The following is a 16683-nucleotide window of genomic DNA, read 5'->3' as shown; positions in this document are numbered from 1 at the left end:
ATGTAATATTTTTATTTACGTCGAAAAAAACATGTTGTATTAAATATTTTGAATATAACTAGAAACCTATGAGTCATATAGAATGAAAAACGCTTTCCTATATTTTTTGTTATATTACAGGATATTAACGACTTATTACGAATGGTTTGTAATTGTGTGTTTTCCCCAAATCCGAAAAAATCTGTTGCTATAATGAGGACACGAAAACAAACGCAATGGAGGCTATCATGAAAAAATTAATTGGTATAGCAACAGCAGCAGTTTTTGGTCTTGGGATTTTCACATCATCTGCTAATGCAGAAACTGTTGTAACAACAGACGTACTAAACGTACGCGAAAACCCTACTACGGAATCAAAAGTTGTCGGTAAATTACTAAACGGTAATAAAATAGATGTACAAAATACAGAGAACGGATGGTCAAAAGTTACTTTAAACGGTAAAGACGCATTCGTAAGTGCAGAGTTCACAAAAAGCATCTACTACGTAACAGCTAACGTATTAAACGTACGTGCTGAAGCGAACACAAACTCAGAGGTTCTTGGAAAGTTGAAGAAAGACGATGTAATCGAAACAACGAACCAAGTACAAAATGAGTGGTTACAATTTGAATATAACGGGAAAACAGCTTATGTTCATGTTCCTTTCTTAACAGGTACAGCACCTGTAATTGAGAAACAAGAAACAACTGCTCCTGCTAAAGCTGAAGCACCAGCTAAGGCTCAAGCACCTGTAGCACAAGCAAAACCAGCTGCTAAGCCTGCTGTAAAAGCTGCTGAAACTAACACACCTTCTGGTGGTCGTGAGTTAACAGTTGTAGCTACAGCATATACAGCTCACCCGAGCGAAAACGGTGGCACATATGGCGGCCGTGTATTAACTGCAATGGGTCATGATTTAACTGCGAATCCAAACATGAAAATGATCGCTGTTGACCCGAAAGTAATCCCATTAGGATCTAAAGTATGGGTAGAAGGTTACGGAGAAGCTATCGCTGGAGATACTGGTGGTGCAATTAAAGGTAACCGTATCGATATCTTACTTGGATCAGATAGCGCTGCTCAAAAATGGGGACGCAAAACTGTTAAAGTGAAAATTTTAAAATAACCAATGACTGCTAAATTACAAGCCGGTTCTCTTTATTGAGAGCTGGCTTTTATTTATTTATAATACATATAAGGAGGCTATGCCCATGAATGTACAAGCAAAAGTAGACTGGATTGGTACGCCAAAACCGTACATATATAAAGATGAAGTAACATATAACGCTACGTCTATTGATTTCTCACTCGCTGGCGATGATAACCGCTATAAGTTAATTGTGCTCAAGTCTGAAAACAATACACATTACAAAATTGTGCAATATGGAATAAAACCAGGCTCTCAAAAGCCATTTCCTATCGACATTCCATTTGAACAAAACATGTTACCAATTATAGAGCAGATATTACATGATCCATATGTACAAGCGATACTAAAGGAAACGCACTCATAATTGTAAAAAAATATATCAACGATTTTTCAATTATATCTATAATAACTTACGATATATCAACGGTTCAAAACGAAATATCGATTTAGCTACAAAAAAAGAAGCTGTTCAAATATTGAACAGCTTCTCTCATATTAACGAGTTGGACCAGATACATCTTCTGATTTCAACGTATTATTTGCACTAAGAGAATGATACAGCATCTTTCCATTTCCATTCACAGTTACAATATGTTCGTTATTAAAACTTTTGAACTTCACAGATCCATCACCGTAACGAATATGATACTCTTCATATGTCGTTACTTTATATTTCGTATCACTTTGACGCTCTACATTACGAACTTCCATTGTTAATAAGTCTTCTGTAATTCCTTTTTTGTGTAAATACTGTATATAATCACGGTCTTCCTTATACGATTTCCCACTCTTATCATAATTCTTTTCAATTAAACTAAAATCATTTAATGAAATTGCACGTACGTTATCATAAATATGATTTCTTACAAATTCACCCACTGCTGAACTTGATGTTTCTTTCGGGAATTTTAAATAATACGTGCTTTGGTCTCCAATTTTAACACTTTCAGATTTCATCACACCAAAATCAGTAGTTTTCTCTAAATGTACTTCTACTGTTTCATCTGTGGATACAGGACCAAGCTTATAACTTCCATAATTTAATTTTCCACGTTTTTTCCCATTCACAAATACAGTTGCATCACTTTCATCAGAAGAAATGCTTACATACTTGCCTTCAAGCGATAAATCCACTTTCACCTTCTCGCTCTGTTCATCCGCTAGATCTACTTCTTTCTCTGTTTCTAATTCAGTCAGTTCTGTCTTCGCCGTTGCCTTTACAACATATGTACCTGGGAAGTATGGCCCCAACTCTTTCGAAGTTTTATCACTAGAAAGCTCTGTTTCTTTTTTGTCATTCACATATATCTCTGCATTTTTTGCAGTTGTACTAATGCTCATATAATAAGATTTCATGCTAAACTTATACTTTGGATATAAGAACCACTCTTTTCCCTCTTCTACTATTTCCCCGTCTTTAAATGCAGGTTTATCTTTTGTTAACTTTTGATCTACTGTCTCTTTCTGTAAATAAGACAGTAATTGTTTGTTGTAAGAAGGATTCTCTTTTAAATAACGCATGTACGCTTTAATATCCTCTGTCTTAATCTTTAAGCTTGAATCATTCGCTTTTACAAACTCATCAATTGCATTAATATCTTTCTTTTGGAATGCTTCAATCATTACATTTACTTGCTTTTCTTTTGAAAACTTATATGCTCCAAATTTATATGCCCCAAATAATAATGCAGCAATAACAACAAAACCAATGATCAAAAATAAATTTTTCTTACTTTTCACTGGTTTTGTCTCGCTTTGTAATTCTGTATATGAAGCAGCAGTGTTATCAACGATTACTTCTACTTTACTCCCACACTCCGGACAAAAGTTCAAATGGTCTGCAACGTTCTTTTTACATGTTCCACAAAACTTCAACGTGCTCTCCTCCTATTTTTTAGCTAATTTCATTCCAGCAAATGCCGCTACATATGTCACAATCAAGCTAAACAAAGTTAAATATATAAATGAATTTTGCATAGATAATACCGTTCCACTTGTTCCAAATAAACCTGTTACCGTTCCTGAAACATTAATTTGGAACTTAGAAATCATATTCATTACAATCATCATAATTGTGTAAGAACCACTACATACCGCTAATGTAATATATATATTGGCAGTCGGTAATTTAGCTAACTTTCTTCCCGCTCTAAACATAAAGAACAATGGAATAATAAGCAGTAATAAACCATAATGGAATACGTTATTCACTTTATCAAATTCTGCAAGGCTTTCCTCATTTGCTCCTTTTGAAATCAATATCTCTCTAAGCTCTACGCCATTTACAGAGACGCCTGATATAAATGAAAACGATAGTGTGCTCTCATATGTATTTGATTTCTTACCAATTCTAGTAAATTCTTTACTAAGTGCTGGACTTGATACTTCTAACGGCGCAAAATGAGCCATACTCCATAATTGAGGTGTTAACTCTAATGCTAATAATGTACTTTCAGATTTTAAAGTTGTTATTTCTTTTAATGGTTCAATACCGTCTTCCTTACTTACTAACGCCATAATACAAACCGCTACCGCTGTTACTAAAAGTCCTTTTATCATAGCTGAAACACCGTAATACACAGACGCTCCATATGGCATTAACTCTTGAAATGCTACTGCCATATTGTTTTTGCTTGTATGAGCAATAAATCCTAATAAGGTAAATAATGTCCCACATACAAAACCACTCAATAAACTCTTAATCGCTGAATAGCCAACCGTAATCTTACCTGCTTCTGAGAATGGAATTGCAAAAGATTGTGATGCTATAAAACTTATAATGAATAAAAAGACGCCATAAATAATACCAACTGTTGCTGCCATAAAGATTTGATCTTTAATCGTTTTCGCAACATGCTGTTTCCCTAACCAAATTCCTGTACCAGCGAAAATAATAAATGGAATGATTAATAATAATGTAAATGGAGTATGCCAAGATAAAGAAAATATCAATCCACTATCATCGTTAGCTGTAAAACCAAGTAAATGGTAACTTAACATCGTAGAAGTTGCACTCGAATAAAAACTTGGCAACATTTCTAATTCTTTTGCAAATTTGCTAAACATCTCACTTAACATAGAAGCAAATAATAAACTACCAATCCAACCAGCAATTAACATGAGAATACTTGCAACAGCCCCACCAATAAAACCTTTTTGTAAAACGGCTTTATCTGCTTTAAATTCAACTTTAGGAGTACCATCCATTGTAGGCAATTTTACAGATTGTTCTTTTTTCTTCACAACAGATAAAGAATACCCACACTTTTGACAATATAAATTTTTTTGAGCATTTTCACTGCCACAACCTTTGCAGTATTTTGCAGTATCTTTTTCTAATGTTACTGCATCTATAGCTCCTGCAATCTCCATACTACCTTCATTTGGGCAATAATTTACTTCTTCACCATGTTGTTTTCCACATGTGCGACAATACATTTAATTCACTCCCCACTTTGCTTAATTCCACAAACTGGACAGTAAGTAGAGTTTTTATCGATATGCTCATTACATGAAATACAATTTACCGTTTCACCTTCATTTTCTACTGCTAACATCGGGTTAGGTTTTCCACACGAACCACAAAACTTATCATTTATTGATAAAGGTCCACCACATTCACATGTAGCTTTTTCACCTTGTTGTTTTTGCAATTCAACAATGCGCTTTCTTGCTTGATAAATAGCTACATCAAATTCTTGAACTGGAGCAATCATTTCTTTTAAGCTCGCTTCATTTACTCCACTTCCTCTTAATTGAACATACACTTGCTGCCCAACCTCTAATAGAACCTCTGCTTTTTTCTGCATTTGCACTTGCATTCCCTTTTTCAATTGAGCAATTTCTTGTGCAACTTGCAACTTCATTTTCCCTTGTTCTATTCCTTCTTGTAACTTATTCATCCCACTACCTAACTTCGTCTGTAAATCTGACAAATTATTTCTCCTCCTATACGTATATATTAATATATGAAATTAACATTTTATATATTACCATGATTTTCAAGTTATGTAATCCAAATTTCATTTTTTCTGTTTTGAGCATTTTTTGTTTATAATGGTAAAGGAAAGAAATATGTGTACGGAGGAATATTATGCTGCAACACTCAATTACGAAAGATGAAATTATGATGATTGCGAATGAGTTCGTTCAAGGACTAGATCCACAGCAAACAGCTGATCAGGAACATGTCGCTACAGCTCGGCACCTATATCGTAGTGGTGTTGTCTACAACGTTGACTTTGATGGTTATACACTATCAGGAACTGTAGATGCGGAAGGCAACGTATATAGCGTTCATATTCCGATTCGTAATGTCGCTGAAAGTTATTGTGATTGCTTCGCACCAACACAATGTGAGCATATGCTCGCTGTATTACTATCTGCAGCGTCTAGTTTCGGGCAAGTAGGAGATGTATTAACTTTATTTAAAAATAATACGAGACCTTCCCTTCCTCCTATTCGAACTGCAAGACAAGTATTGCAATCATCAGCTTTTGAAGAAACGGATTATAAAAGTTGGGAATCATATTTTGAAAAAGAATATGAATCATTTAAAAAAGAACAAGCTCGCCTTACTTATAAACAAATGTATTTTCTTATGAGTATCTTTACAGATTTCTATACGAAGCTTGAGCGGAAAGCTCCGCGCGTCATCGCCATACATGAATTATTCAGGTTACATGCAGCAATTTACTGCTTTCAAAAATTATTAGAAGAAATTCAGGCATTCGAAGCAAACAAAACGTATTCTTATCACCAACCTGTTAATGTCATTCGCCTATTTGTAGACAAAGTGGAATCCATCGTTCGGGACTTACAATCAGAAGCGATTCCTTCAGAGTCTGAAATAATTTTGCAAGAAACAGCTCGTCTCGTTCATGAAGTATTCTTCTCTACCGACGCTTATACGCAAGAGCGATTTTTCATTTATCGTCACATATGGAGTGAACTTTTAAACAATAAAGAGAACATACAAGAGGAAGAAAAACGAATCGATACGAAAATCAATCCACTATCCAAAGCATTAGCGTCTTCTCATCTTCTCTTTTTAAATGATGAAGATTTACTAGCGATGGACTTACTAAAGAAACAACCTGCTTCTGTTGTGAGTCTATACTTCTATTGGTTAGAAGAACTATTAAGTGCCATGCAATGGGATCGTGCAAAAAACTGGCTTTCCTTTACGTATAAACAAGTAAAGAAAACGATCCAAGATCACGAAAATACGATTTTTATAAAAGATATCGTTCGGCTATTTGTAATCATGTATGAAACATACGCAACACATACAAATGAACAAGCTGGTTTTGAAATGATTTTACAAGAACTATTACCGTATAGTTTCACAAACTACGAACAGTACGTACTCGCGAAAAAACAGTATCGCACATGGGCAGAGCTTCATCTCTTATATGGATTTGAGGCAATCGAACTGTTGAAAGAGCCACTGAAAGATATTGAAAAAGAAGCGCCAGAAGTGGCACTTCCTCTTTACCATCTTGCTGCTGTAGAGGCGATTGAAGAACGAAATCGTAAATCATATAAACGTGCAGTTCGTTACTTAAAGAAATTACGTACATTATATAAACGATTAAAACGCACCGATGAATGGGATGCTTTCATTATTCACATCGCCAATCTCCATTCACGTCTGCGTGCACTACAAGAGGAATTACGGAAAGGAAAATTAATCGATGATCAATCAAACTGAAGTAACAATTAGGCTCCAGCATGTTAGTCAAGGTTGGTTCCTTTGGGGAGAAGATGACAGCGGTACTCCATTATCCGTAACAAGTTGGAAACGAAATGCATTCACATGGCACTCCACTTCTTTCTACGGTACGTTTCTAAAAGAAGCAACCTTCGAAGGAAAACAAGGTGTGCTGCTAACAAATGCACAAGCCTTTGAATACATTGCAAACAAACCGATGAATTCCTTTGCACATATTCAAATAAACGGCACGATTACAGCACTTACGAAAGATGCAAATGAACTATGGGATGCCTTTACGAGTGGTAGTTTCGTACCAGATATGAATCATTGGCCTAAACAACCATCTTGGAAAGTTCAAAATACACCAATTGAAGATGACACATTAGCATCGCTTTTCTCAGCAGCAGTAAATGAAAGCATATTACAAGACAACCGCTCAAATGACGGCTGGGAAGATGCTAAAAGACTATATGAACATTATGACTTTACGAAAAGACAACTGGAAACAGCACTACATGAAGAAGATTGGCTTCGGAAAATTGGTTATATTGAAGATGATCTTCCGTTTACAATCGGACTAAGACTACAAGAACCACAAGAAGAATTTGAAATGTGGAAGCTTGAAACAATTGTGACACCAAAGCGCGGGGCGCATCGCATATATGTATATGAAAACATCGATTCCTTACCGAAAAGATGGCACGATTACGAAGAACGGATTACAGAAACACAAGAAGGTTTTAGTAAACTCATACCGTGGTTAAAAGAAGGAGATACGTTCCGAAATGAGCTCTTTGAAACAGAAGCGTGGAACTTCTTAACAGAAGCAAGCGACGAGTTACTTGCAGCCGGCATTACAATTTTACTACCATCATGGTGGCAAAATTTAAAAGCAACAAAACCGAAATTACGTGTCCAGCTGAAGCAAAATACAGCACAAACACAATCGTTCTTCGGTATGAATACGCTCGTTAATTTTGATTGGCGCATTTCGACGAACGGCATTGATTTATCAGAAAGCGAATTTTTTGAACTCGTTGAACAAAATAAACGTCTATTTAATATAAATGGTCAATGGATGCGACTAGATCCAGCCTTTATCGAAGAAGTAAGGAAACTCATGAACCGTGCCGATAAATACGGACTAGAGATGAAAGATGTCCTGCAGCAACATTTATCTAATACGGCTGAAACAGAAATTGTAGAAGATGATAGTCCGTTTACTGATATTGAAATCGAACTAGATGGATATTATGAAGAACTATTCCAAAAGCTGCTTCATATTGGAGATATTCCAAAAGTAGATGTCCCTACTTCACTAAACGCAACACTTCGTCCGTATCAACAACACGGCATTGAATGGTTATTATATTTACGAAAGCTTGGATTTGGAGCATTGCTAGCTGACGATATGGGACTCGGGAAAAGTATTCAAACAATCTCTTACTTACTATATATAAAAGAAAACAATCTCAAAACAGGCCCTGCATTAATCGTAGCGCCGACATCTGTTCTTGGAAATTGGCAAAAAGAATTTGAGCGTTTCGCACCGAATTTACGTGTTCAATTACATTATGGAAGTAATAGAGATAAGGGCAATTCTTTTGAAGATTTCCTTCAATCGGCAGATGTTGTATTAACATCTTATGCATTGGCTCAACTCGATGAGGAAGAACTAACTTCATTATGCTGGGATGCTGTTATTTTGGATGAAGCACAAAATATTAAGAACCCACATACGAAACAGTCGAAAGCAGTACGAAACTTGCAAGCAAATCACAAAATCGCTTTAACTGGTACACCGATGGAAAATCGCCTCGCTGAACTTTGGTCCATTTTCGACTTTATTAATCATGGATATCTAGGAAGCTTAGGGCAATTCCAACGCCGCTTCGTCACACCAATTGAAAAGGATCGTGATGAAGGAAAAATCCAGCAAGTTCAACGGTTTATCTCACCATTTTTACTGCGCCGAACGAAGAAAGATCAAACAGTCGCATTAAATTTACCAGATAAACAAGAACAAAAAGCTTACTGTCCTCTTACTGGTGAACAAGCTTCCTTATATGAACAACTTGTTCAAGATACACTGCAAAATGTCGAAGGATTAAGTGGAATTGAAAGACGCGGCTTTATATTACTTATGCTGAACAAGCTAAAACAAATTTGTAATCATCCAGCTCTTTATTTAAAAGAAGAAGAGCCACAAAATGTCGTTGAACGCTCTATGAAAACAAAAACGTTAATGGAGCTCATCGAAAATATAAAAGATCAAAATGAAAGTTGCCTCATCTTCACTCAATACATCGGCATGGGGAACATGCTAAAACGTGTGCTAGAAGAAAAATTCGGCCAGCGTGTCCTCTTCTTAAACGGTAGTGTACCGAAAAAAGATCGCGACAAGATGATTGAGGAGTTCCAAAACGGAACGTATGACATTTTCATCTTATCCTTAAAAGCTGGCGGAACAGGATTAAACTTAACCGCTGCCAACCATGTCATTCACTACGATCGTTGGTGGAATCCAGCTGTGGAAAATCAAGCAACAGACCGCGCATATCGCATTGGTCAAAAACGATTTGTTCATGTTCACAAACTCATTACAACAGGAACATTAGAAGAAAAAATTGATGAAATGCTAGAAAGAAAACAATCTCTAAACAATGCAGTCATCACAAGCGATAGTTGGATGACTGAACTATCAACAGACGAACTAAAAGAATTACTCGGTGTATAAAGTGAAACTTGAATCAGTGGGGGTTTTGTTCATCTCCAACTGATTATCAGCCCTCACCAATCGGGCTTTTACAGGCAGCCCGCCCCCCACCTAACTTTTTTTAATTTCACTGAATTTTGAGGTGGGGATCTTACTGCCCGTTAATGCGGGATAAAGTGAAACTTTAATTAGGCCAATCACGTAGAGTTTTACTACCCGCAAAAAAAAGCGCTAATCTCGAAATGAGATTAGCGCTTTTTTCTATTCCAAAACCAATTACTTATTATAATCCCCGTTAACCCGCCGCACGTATCAAGCAATGAATCTTGCCACATTGGTGTACGGTCTCCCGTATACCATTGGTGGATTTCATCAAATGTTGCATAACCCGCAACGAAAAGAAGGGCATATATAAAACATCTTTTCCTCGAATAACCTGATCGATGAAAAGCGTAATAAATTAATGAACCTAGCATAAAGAACACCATAAAATGAGCACCTTTACGAAGGAAAAACTCAATAAATCCGCCTACACCTTTATTCGCAATACTAACAGGGGTTCCTCCACCATAATCGATAGATACCCATGAAAAATGCTCTTTCACAAATTCAACATTTACATATTGTTCAATATCTGAACGCATATCCTGCTTTTTATATGGTTGTGCCGAAGAATAGAAAATCAGCCCCATCCATAGTAATACAGGAATCCAAAATAACCATTTACGATTCATTATCCAGAATTCTCCTCTCTTAATCTTTTAAGGGTACCAAAAAAAAGAAAAAATTTCACGCCAAAACATGACATTTGCATCCTATTTATAAAGTGAAAGGAGGTGATACACATGGCAATTGAAACAATCGTAATGGATTTAACTTTACGTCTTGTCTTAAACAACGGATTAGATAAGAACGGCAAAACAGTTTTCAAGAGCAAACAATTTAAACGTGTTAAAACAAATGCGAGCTTAGATCAAGTACACAATGTAGCTCATGCTCTAGCTTCCTTACAAGCATCACCACTTCACGCTGTACAACTTGTAAGCACATCAGATCTTTCTAAACTATAAAGTAAAACTCGGATCAGTGGGGATTTTATTCATCCCCGCTGATTATTAGCCCACAATTTAACCGGCAGACCCGAATCCCGTAAATAGCGGGATAAATACAAAGGAGGGAATAACACATGCAAGTACTAGAGTTGATTTTCGCGAAGGAAGATGGAAAAACAGTCGTTTTTTCTATCGATACGCCCATCACACCAATCGATGCACAAGTCGTAAATCAAGTAATGGATACAATCCTTGCCTCATCTGTATTTTCATCCATTGATGAAAATACAAGAAAAAAGGGAGCTCGCCTTGTAGAAAAAAATGTATCTGAAGTTCCCATTACTCTATAAAATGAAAAAGACGAATCTGCATCATTTTGCAGATTCGTCTTTTTTCTTCGGCATTTCAATCGGAATAAAAATCTTTGAAAAACCGACGCATACATACTTATAATGTTCTTCCCCTATATCAAACTCAGTCGTATATGTTGAGAAGAATATATAATCATTTCGCTTCGTATAATGATCAATTAATAACCCAACTTGTGGCTCAACATACTTTTTGGCTAACTTTTTACCGGCCGATGCCAAGTCGCCAAGAAGACCCTCTTCATTCTCTTTTTGAACTTCATCTAGCTTCTTACTCACATCATTACGCTTCATAAACTGCTTCGCTGCCCATTCTGTATATTCTCCCTTACTCGGATTACTGTTTGCTAAATATACTAGGAGAACGACAACTAAAGCCATAATAATATACTTTTTCTTCATACTATATCACCGCCTACTCTTTTCTATTTTCATATATATGTACAAGCGATGCAAATTAGAAAGACTATCACCTATTGATTGTAAACGAATAGCCAAAATTTACAATATGAAATAGAATATTAACAGTAAATTTACTTAATTTATATATAATTATATTCGGAATGAAAATTATAAGGGAGGATATAGAATTATGGATAATGAAAACAACATTTTTATTTCTAGTTCTACAATGATGCTTGAACCATGTAAACACCCTTATTACCGTACAAAAATTATCGACAGTAGCGGGAACCATCTTTACTCCTGTCAAACTGCTCTCCAACTTATACAGAAATCTTGTCTAACAAATATTCATTCTACTTATCAAGGGAGACGTAATGCTGTAAAAACAAAATTTAAATTTAAACAAAACGTTCCAATTCCGATCAATCATAGAGAATATATTTGTGCTTTCCCAACAGAATCTCCTGCTTCTCCAAATTGTATTTGGCTTTTCTTCAAACATGTTCATACAATAGAGTTTTTCAAAAAAGCTAAACGAGCTAAAATTCATTTTTCAAACGGAGCTACCGTAACGATACAAATTAGTTCCCATAAGCTAAGTCAGCAATTATGGAAAGCTGGATATGTATTATCCCAAATGAACATGCAAGATTCATCACCTTAATAACAAATAGAATGGAAGGTAGTATTTCCTCACCTTCCATTCTATTTGCTATTTTTATCCTTTTACACTATCGCGCATTTTCTCGAGTGCTTGCCGATACATCCATCTTACTTGATAATATGTCATTTCCGTCTCTAAAGCGATTTCTCCCATCGTCTTCCCTACAAAAAAACGTTCAAAAATAATATACTTCTCCTTCTCGTCTAACACACTCATAAAATCCTTCACTCTTATTTCAACATCTTCAAAATGAAAGATTTCCTCATACTCACCTACACATACACATCTTTCTTGCAAAGTAGATTCTTTCTTCAATCTTTCTAATATATAACCACGCACCGTTACAAGTGCATATGCAGGGAAATACCCCTTCTTTGCATCAAATCTTTCATAAGCATGCCAAAGACCAATTAAACCACATTGATAATACTCTTCATAATCTTGACGAATACCTAATTTCTTTATTTGATTTACAATCATCCCTTCATACAAAACAACTGCCTCTTTAAAAGTGGCTGGCTTCACACAGTACCCGTTTCTAAAAGGTATACCTTTCTAGTATTCCGCGGTACCTTCACAATATAAAAATAAAGAAAAGATTTCACTGTGAGTAATTTCAAATACTACCGACGGAATTTGAAATTACACCAGCTAGTATTTGAAATTTTGTTGGTGGTATTTGAAATAGGGGTAAAAATAAAAAAAGGTGACTCTTGAAAGAGCCACCTTTCTATTTTATTTCTTTATTGGAACATACCTTGTAAAGCGCCCATTCCAAGAGTTAAAACAAAGAAAACAATAGTAATAATTGTTGCCTGCTTTTTAGTTAAACCTGCTGTAATTTGAAGACCTAGCCATGTAACTGCATATCCCCAAATTGTAAACACTTCAAATTTACTTACAATGCCTTTTACAACACCACTACTTGAAGCAAAAATTGGCTCTAGGCCAGTGTACATTTCTTGACCTGATCCACCTAAAATATATGCTAAAATCGTATTTATTAATAAACCTAGTAATGAAATAACACTTGAATATACAGTAATCGCTAATAATTTTTTATAAGAAGTATCATTGCTTATAAATACCATTAACACTTTATACACCACGGCACTAAGTAGAAAGACAAATGCCATACTAATAGCAATTACCCCAAATCCCATACCATATGTCATTGCAGCTGAAACAGTAACACCTAATTCCTTATTAAGCTTAATTGCTTCAGGTGTTAGAGAATATACATAAGCAGCAAATCCCCCAACAAGCCCAGCTATTAAAACAAGTAGCCAAAATGCACCCCAAACTGCATTACTCGTCTTCATTCTCTCAAACTGCTCACTTGGAGAAGTAATCATTCCTAATAATGATGGCTTCTTCGCACCTACATCTTGCGTATTAATATTAGCTTCCATTATAACGCCTCCTTCTATTTATATAACCCGTTCTAACGGGCGGTTCACTTCCTCTCATATAGAGGCTACGAACCGCCCACTAGAACGGTAATGTGTAGTTCTACTACACTATTAATTACTCATAACGCAATGCTTCAATTGGATCTAATTTCGCAGCTTTATTTGCTGGAATTAATCCGAAAATAATACCGAGTGTCATCGAGAACAGTACGCCTCCAACGACAACTTCCCACGAAACGAGCGGTGGCCATTTTGCGAATGTAGAAACGATATATGCTCCGCCATACCCAAGACCAATTCCGATTAAACCACCTAAAAGTGTTAACATAACAGCTTCAATTAAAAACTGTAATAAAATTTTACTACGCGTTGCTCCAAGCGCTTTACGTATCCCAATTTCGCGCGTACGCTCCGTTACAGATACGAGCATGATATTCATAACACCAATACCACCAACGACTAATGAAATACCAGCGATACCACCGATAATCATCGTCATGATGCTAGTTACTTTAGAAACATTTTCTTGGAGTTCTTTTAAATTCACCAGTTCATATTTACCTGGGATTTCACTTGGCTTACGACTATTTAATACATCAACAGCTCGTTTCCCTGCTGCTTCTAAATTGTCTACATTTTTAGCTTGAATTGCGATATTTTGAATATCATCTGTCCCATATAAAACAGGCCATAACGTAAGAGGAATTAACGCTTCTTCCATTTCAAATCCCATAAATTCATTATCTGATGTATACACACCAATAATTTGCATTGGCTGTCCCTTCATCTCAATAATTTGTCCAACTGGGTTTACGTCCTTAAATAACGTTTCCTCTGTTTTTGTGCTAATCATCACAACGTTATTCGCGTGAGAAATATCTGATTCATTTAAGGAGCGGCCCTTTACAACCTTTACTTTATTAACCGCAAAATATTCATTATCAAGTCCAATAACATTCAGCCTTGCTTTTTTATCATTTACATCAAGTGTCTCTGTTGTCGAATTTGTTGTAATAACGTGTGAAACATCTTTCACTTGTTTTACTTCCAAAATATCCTCTTCCGTTAACTTCGGTATTTCAAATCCACCTATAGCAAATTCATCATTAATATCTGCTTTAAATTGAATTGGCATAAGGTTATTACCACCAGAACCTGCGAATTTTGATTTCAACATCGCTTCCCCGCCTTGCCCAATTGCAACGACAGTAATAATCGAACCTACCCCGATAATAATACCCAGCATCGTAAGAGCTGAACGCAGTTTATGAGCTAAAATAGAAGATAAGGCAATTTTTATACTATCTAGTAAACTCATACCGCACACCTTCTATCTTCTGTAACTTTCCCGTCTCGCAGTACAATGCGGCGGGAAGAATACGCTGCCACTTCCTCTTCATGCGTAACCATAACAATCGTCGTACCTTCTGCATTAAGCTTCGTGAAAATATTCATAACTTGCTCACCAGACTTCGTATCAAGTGCACCAGTCGGTTCATCGGCCATAATAAACGTTGGATTATTTGCAATCGCTCTTGCAATCGCTACACGCTGCTTCTGTCCACCTGATAACTCATTTGGTAAATGATGCACGCGATCTGCCAATCCAACTTTACCTAGCGCCTCCAAAGCACGCTTGCGACGCTCTGCTTTCTTCACGCCACCGTATACGAGCGGAAGCTCAACATTTTCCACTGCTGAAAGACGAGGCAGTAAATTAAAATGCTGGAATACAAAGCCAATATATTCATTACGAATTAAAGCAAGCTTTGACTCGTCTGCTGTTAAGATATTCACGTCATTCAGCATATATTCGCCTTCTGTTGGACGATCTAAACAACCGATAATATTCATAAGCGTCGACTTACCAGAGCCAGACGGTCCCATAATCGAAACGAACTCACCGCTCTGAATCGTTAAACTAATACCGTGCAAAATCGGCACTGCCAACTTTCCTTGATAATACGTTTTAGCAATATTATTTAACGTAATCATTTCTCTTTCACTTCCATTCCGTCATACACATCGTCGGAAGGATTTTTAACCACCTTTTGCCCCACTGTTACGCCTTCTACAACCTCTGTCCAGTCCCCATCAGTAGAACCTTTTTTCACATTTTGTTTACGAAGCTTACCTTTATCCTCAACATAAACAAATGCATCATCGCCTTTTGCTACAATACTCTTACTTGGGACAGCAATCATCTTCTTATTCTCTAAGTTTACTTGCAGAGAAACGTGGTAACCTGGAGATAAACCGTCTTGGCTATCAAGACTTGCTTTATATGTATATTGAGACATATTTTGAGTTGCTTCACCCATGCCGCCAGCTTGCGCCATCTCTGCACTTGTTGGGAACTCACTTACCTCTGTAATCTTACCTGTCCACTTCTTCTTATTATTTGCTTTCGCCGTTACAGTGAATGTTTGATCTTTTTGAATTTGTGACTTCTGAAGCTCAGTTAACGTACCTTGAACTTGGAATGGATCTTTAGAAGCTACTTGTAAAAACGCTTTTCCTTGACCACCTAACGCTTGAGATGAGCTTTGTGCCGCATCTTTATCTAACTTTTGAACAACACCAGCGAAATTACTATAAATCGTAAGTTCTTTCTGCTTCTTACTTAACTCTTCTTTCTGCAACTTTCCTTTTTCTTTCTCAAGGTCAATTGTTTTTTGCCCTATCTCTAACTCGTTTACTTGCTCGTCCATCGGATCTGTTACTTCTTTCCCAGCTCCGCTATCTTTCGCCTTCTTAATTTCTTTCTTCAACGAATCAATCTTCTTTTTCCCTTGATCGTAACGCATATCCGCCATCTTCTGATCAAGCTCAGCTTGCTTCATTTGAAGATTAATCTCTTCATTATCATAAGAGAATAACTTCGTACCTTTTTCTACCTCTTGCCCTTCTTTTACCTCAATATCTTTCACTTTCCCTTTGGCCGGATCTGCATAGAAGCTTTCAATATTACCAGGCTTCACCTGACCAGAAATTAACTTCGTATTATTCAGCTTACGCTCTGTCACTTTCTCAAAACTTACAGCATCAGCATTTGTTGATGCACCCTTCTTCTTACCTTGCATAACAAAAATATTAATTGCCGCTACAATAACAATTAGTGCAATAACCCCAATAATAATCCATTTCTTCTTCTTGTTTGGAGTACGAACCGTATTTGGTAACATATTCTCGCTCCCTTTTATAACTTAATAGTTTAATA

The 16683-nt window shown here is 36.3% G+C and carries 17 protein-coding genes; 7 read left to right on the top strand and 10 right to left on the bottom strand.

Annotated features, from left to right (window positions below; translation table 11 throughout):
* Positions 1 to 227 precede the first annotated feature (227 nt).
* Positions 228 to 1106, top strand: coding sequence for a cell wall-binding protein EntA (locus tag ACQGS6_RS12565; protein WP_000733352.1), 879 nt, complete (start codon positions 228 to 230; stop codon positions 1104 to 1106).
* A gap of 85 nt (positions 1107 to 1191) precedes the next feature.
* Positions 1192 to 1494 carry a DUF3910 family protein gene (locus ACQGS6_RS12560; protein ID WP_001102539.1) on the top strand — a complete coding sequence of 101 codons (303 nt, stop codon included), beginning with the start codon at positions 1192 to 1194 and terminating at the stop codon, positions 1492 to 1494.
* A gap of 131 nt (positions 1495 to 1625) precedes the next feature.
* On the opposite strand, the gene ACQGS6_RS12555 is transcribed toward ACQGS6_RS12560, so the two are convergent.
* Genes ACQGS6_RS12555 through ACQGS6_RS12545 form a run of 3 tightly spaced genes read right to left on the bottom strand, consistent with a single transcriptional unit; the run spans position 1626 to position 5065 of the window.
* On the bottom strand, positions 1626 to 3005 hold the full coding sequence (locus tag ACQGS6_RS12555; RefSeq protein ID WP_426965186.1) for a zinc ribbon domain-containing protein: 1380 nt from the start codon (positions 3003 to 3005) through the stop codon (positions 1626 to 1628).
* Between the two features lie 12 nt (positions 3006 to 3017).
* Positions 3018 to 4568 (bottom strand): zinc ribbon domain-containing protein, encoded by a 1551-nt coding sequence (locus ACQGS6_RS12550; protein ID WP_030029390.1) that lies wholly within the window; start codon positions 4566 to 4568, stop codon positions 3018 to 3020.
* A gap of 5 nt (positions 4569 to 4573) precedes the next feature.
* Positions 4574 to 5065, bottom strand: a complete 492-nt coding sequence (locus ACQGS6_RS12545) for a zinc ribbon domain-containing protein (protein ID WP_001281753.1) — start codon at positions 5063 to 5065, stop codon at positions 4574 to 4576.
* A 158-nt stretch (positions 5066 to 5223) separates the two neighbouring features.
* On the opposite strand from ACQGS6_RS12545, the gene ACQGS6_RS12540 reads away from it, so the two are divergent.
* Entirely contained in the window at positions 5224 to 6843 is a 1620-nt protein-coding gene (locus tag ACQGS6_RS12540) for an SWIM zinc finger family protein (RefSeq protein ID WP_025709696.1), read from the top strand.
* Complete coding sequence (locus ACQGS6_RS12535; protein ID WP_000610110.1) at positions 6827 to 9583, top strand: DEAD/DEAH box helicase; 2757 nt, start codon at positions 6827 to 6829, stop codon at positions 9581 to 9583. Before ACQGS6_RS12540 ends, ACQGS6_RS12535 begins: the two co-directional genes overlap by 17 nt.
* A 227-nt stretch (positions 9584 to 9810) precedes the next feature.
* Here ACQGS6_RS12535 and ACQGS6_RS12530 read toward each other — a convergent pair whose 3' ends face one another.
* A complete protein-coding gene (locus ACQGS6_RS12530) occupies positions 9811 to 10296 on the bottom strand; it encodes a VanZ family protein (protein WP_001080709.1) in 486 nt (161 codons plus the stop codon).
* Positions 10297 to 10407: 111 nt separating this feature from the next.
* Between ACQGS6_RS12530 and ACQGS6_RS12525 the strand changes: the two genes are divergently transcribed.
* Complete coding sequence (locus ACQGS6_RS12525; RefSeq protein WP_000963861.1) at positions 10408 to 10632, top strand: DUF1659 domain-containing protein; 225 nt, start codon at positions 10408 to 10410, stop codon at positions 10630 to 10632.
* 116 nt (positions 10633 to 10748) lie between these two features.
* Positions 10749 to 10964: a DUF2922 domain-containing protein gene (locus ACQGS6_RS12520; protein ID WP_001197593.1), complete on the top strand. Its 216-nt coding sequence runs from the start codon at positions 10749 to 10751 to the stop codon at positions 10962 to 10964.
* A 21-nt stretch (positions 10965 to 10985) separates the two neighbouring features.
* Here the strand turns inward: ACQGS6_RS12520 and ACQGS6_RS12515 are convergent, their stop codons facing one another.
* Positions 10986 to 11384, bottom strand: a complete 399-nt coding sequence (locus tag ACQGS6_RS12515) for a DUF4359 domain-containing protein (RefSeq protein WP_000731405.1) — start codon at positions 11382 to 11384, stop codon at positions 10986 to 10988.
* A gap of 190 nt (positions 11385 to 11574) precedes the next feature.
* On the opposite strand from ACQGS6_RS12515, the gene ACQGS6_RS12510 reads away from it, so the two are divergent.
* Positions 11575 to 12051, top strand: coding sequence for a competence protein ComK (locus ACQGS6_RS12510; protein WP_000368313.1), 477 nt, complete (start codon positions 11575 to 11577; stop codon positions 12049 to 12051).
* 54 nt (positions 12052 to 12105) lie between these two features.
* Here the strand turns inward: ACQGS6_RS12510 and ACQGS6_RS12505 are convergent, their stop codons facing one another.
* The 5 genes from ACQGS6_RS12505 to ACQGS6_RS12485 all read right to left on the bottom strand — a co-directional run bounded on the left by ACQGS6_RS12505 (position 12106) and on the right by ACQGS6_RS12485 (position 16648).
* Entirely contained in the window at positions 12106 to 12576 is a 471-nt protein-coding gene (locus ACQGS6_RS12505; RefSeq protein ID WP_033694298.1) for a sigma-70 family RNA polymerase sigma factor, read from the bottom strand.
* Between the two features lie 218 nt (positions 12577 to 12794).
* Entirely contained in the window at positions 12795 to 13463 is a 669-nt protein-coding gene (locus ACQGS6_RS12500) for a Yip1 family protein (protein ID WP_044584993.1), read from the bottom strand.
* A gap of 115 nt (positions 13464 to 13578) precedes the next feature.
* Positions 13579 to 14781, bottom strand: a complete 1203-nt coding sequence (locus tag ACQGS6_RS12495; protein ID WP_000054354.1) for an ABC transporter permease — start codon at positions 14779 to 14781, stop codon at positions 13579 to 13581.
* Entirely contained in the window at positions 14778 to 15458 is a 681-nt protein-coding gene (locus ACQGS6_RS12490) for an ABC transporter ATP-binding protein (protein ID WP_000631626.1), read from the bottom strand. The genes ACQGS6_RS12495 and ACQGS6_RS12490 overlap by 4 nt, the downstream gene beginning before the upstream one ends.
* Positions 15455 to 16648, bottom strand: coding sequence for an efflux RND transporter periplasmic adaptor subunit (locus tag ACQGS6_RS12485; protein ID WP_000937316.1), 1194 nt, complete (start codon positions 16646 to 16648; stop codon positions 15455 to 15457). The genes ACQGS6_RS12490 and ACQGS6_RS12485 overlap by 4 nt, the downstream gene beginning before the upstream one ends.
* Positions 16649 to 16683 lie beyond the last annotated feature (35 nt).

Source organism: Bacillus sp. GMs2/2, assembly GCF_050172095.1.
GTDB classification, from domain to species: domain Bacteria; phylum Bacillota; class Bacilli; order Bacillales; family Bacillaceae_G; genus Bacillus_A; species Bacillus_A cereus.
Note: the sequence above shows the minus strand (reverse complement) of the source record. Positions and strands in the feature narration are given on the sequence as shown.

Bases quoted from the DNA above. Each gene is read 5' to 3' on its own strand.
- ACQGS6_RS12500 (WP_044584993.1), bottom strand. From the start codon at position 13,463: ATGGAAGCTAATATTAATACGCAAGATGTAGGTGCGAAGAAGCCATCA.
- ACQGS6_RS12530 (WP_001080709.1), bottom strand. From the start codon at position 10,296: ATGAATCGTAAATGGTTATTTTGGATTCCTGTATTACTATGGATGGGG.
- ACQGS6_RS12515 (WP_000731405.1), bottom strand. From the start codon at position 11,384: ATGAAGAAAAAGTATATTATTATGGCTTTAGTTGTCGTTCTCCTAGTA.
- ACQGS6_RS12490 (WP_000631626.1), bottom strand. From the start codon at position 15,458: ATGATTACGTTAAATAATATTGCTAAAACGTATTATCAAGGAAAGTTG.
- ACQGS6_RS12495 (WP_000054354.1), bottom strand. From the start codon at position 14,781: ATGAGTTTACTAGATAGTATAAAAATTGCCTTATCTTCTATTTTAGCT.
- ACQGS6_RS12550 (WP_030029390.1), bottom strand. From the start codon at position 4,568: ATGTATTGTCGCACATGTGGAAAACAACATGGTGAAGAAGTAAATTAT.
- ACQGS6_RS12535 (WP_000610110.1), top strand. From the start codon at position 6,827: ATGATCAATCAAACTGAAGTAACAATTAGGCTCCAGCATGTTAGTCAA.
- ACQGS6_RS12560 (WP_001102539.1), top strand. From the start codon at position 1,192: ATGAATGTACAAGCAAAAGTAGACTGGATTGGTACGCCAAAACCGTAC.
- ACQGS6_RS12525 (WP_000963861.1), top strand. From the start codon at position 10,408: ATGGCAATTGAAACAATCGTAATGGATTTAACTTTACGTCTTGTCTTA.
- ACQGS6_RS12565 (WP_000733352.1), top strand. From the start codon at position 228: ATGAAAAAATTAATTGGTATAGCAACAGCAGCAGTTTTTGGTCTTGGG.
- ACQGS6_RS12485 (WP_000937316.1), bottom strand. From the start codon at position 16,648: ATGTTACCAAATACGGTTCGTACTCCAAACAAGAAGAAGAAATGGATT.
- ACQGS6_RS12510 (WP_000368313.1), top strand. From the start codon at position 11,575: ATGGATAATGAAAACAACATTTTTATTTCTAGTTCTACAATGATGCTT.
- ACQGS6_RS12540 (WP_025709696.1), top strand. From the start codon at position 5,224: ATGCTGCAACACTCAATTACGAAAGATGAAATTATGATGATTGCGAAT.
- ACQGS6_RS12520 (WP_001197593.1), top strand. From the start codon at position 10,749: ATGCAAGTACTAGAGTTGATTTTCGCGAAGGAAGATGGAAAAACAGTC.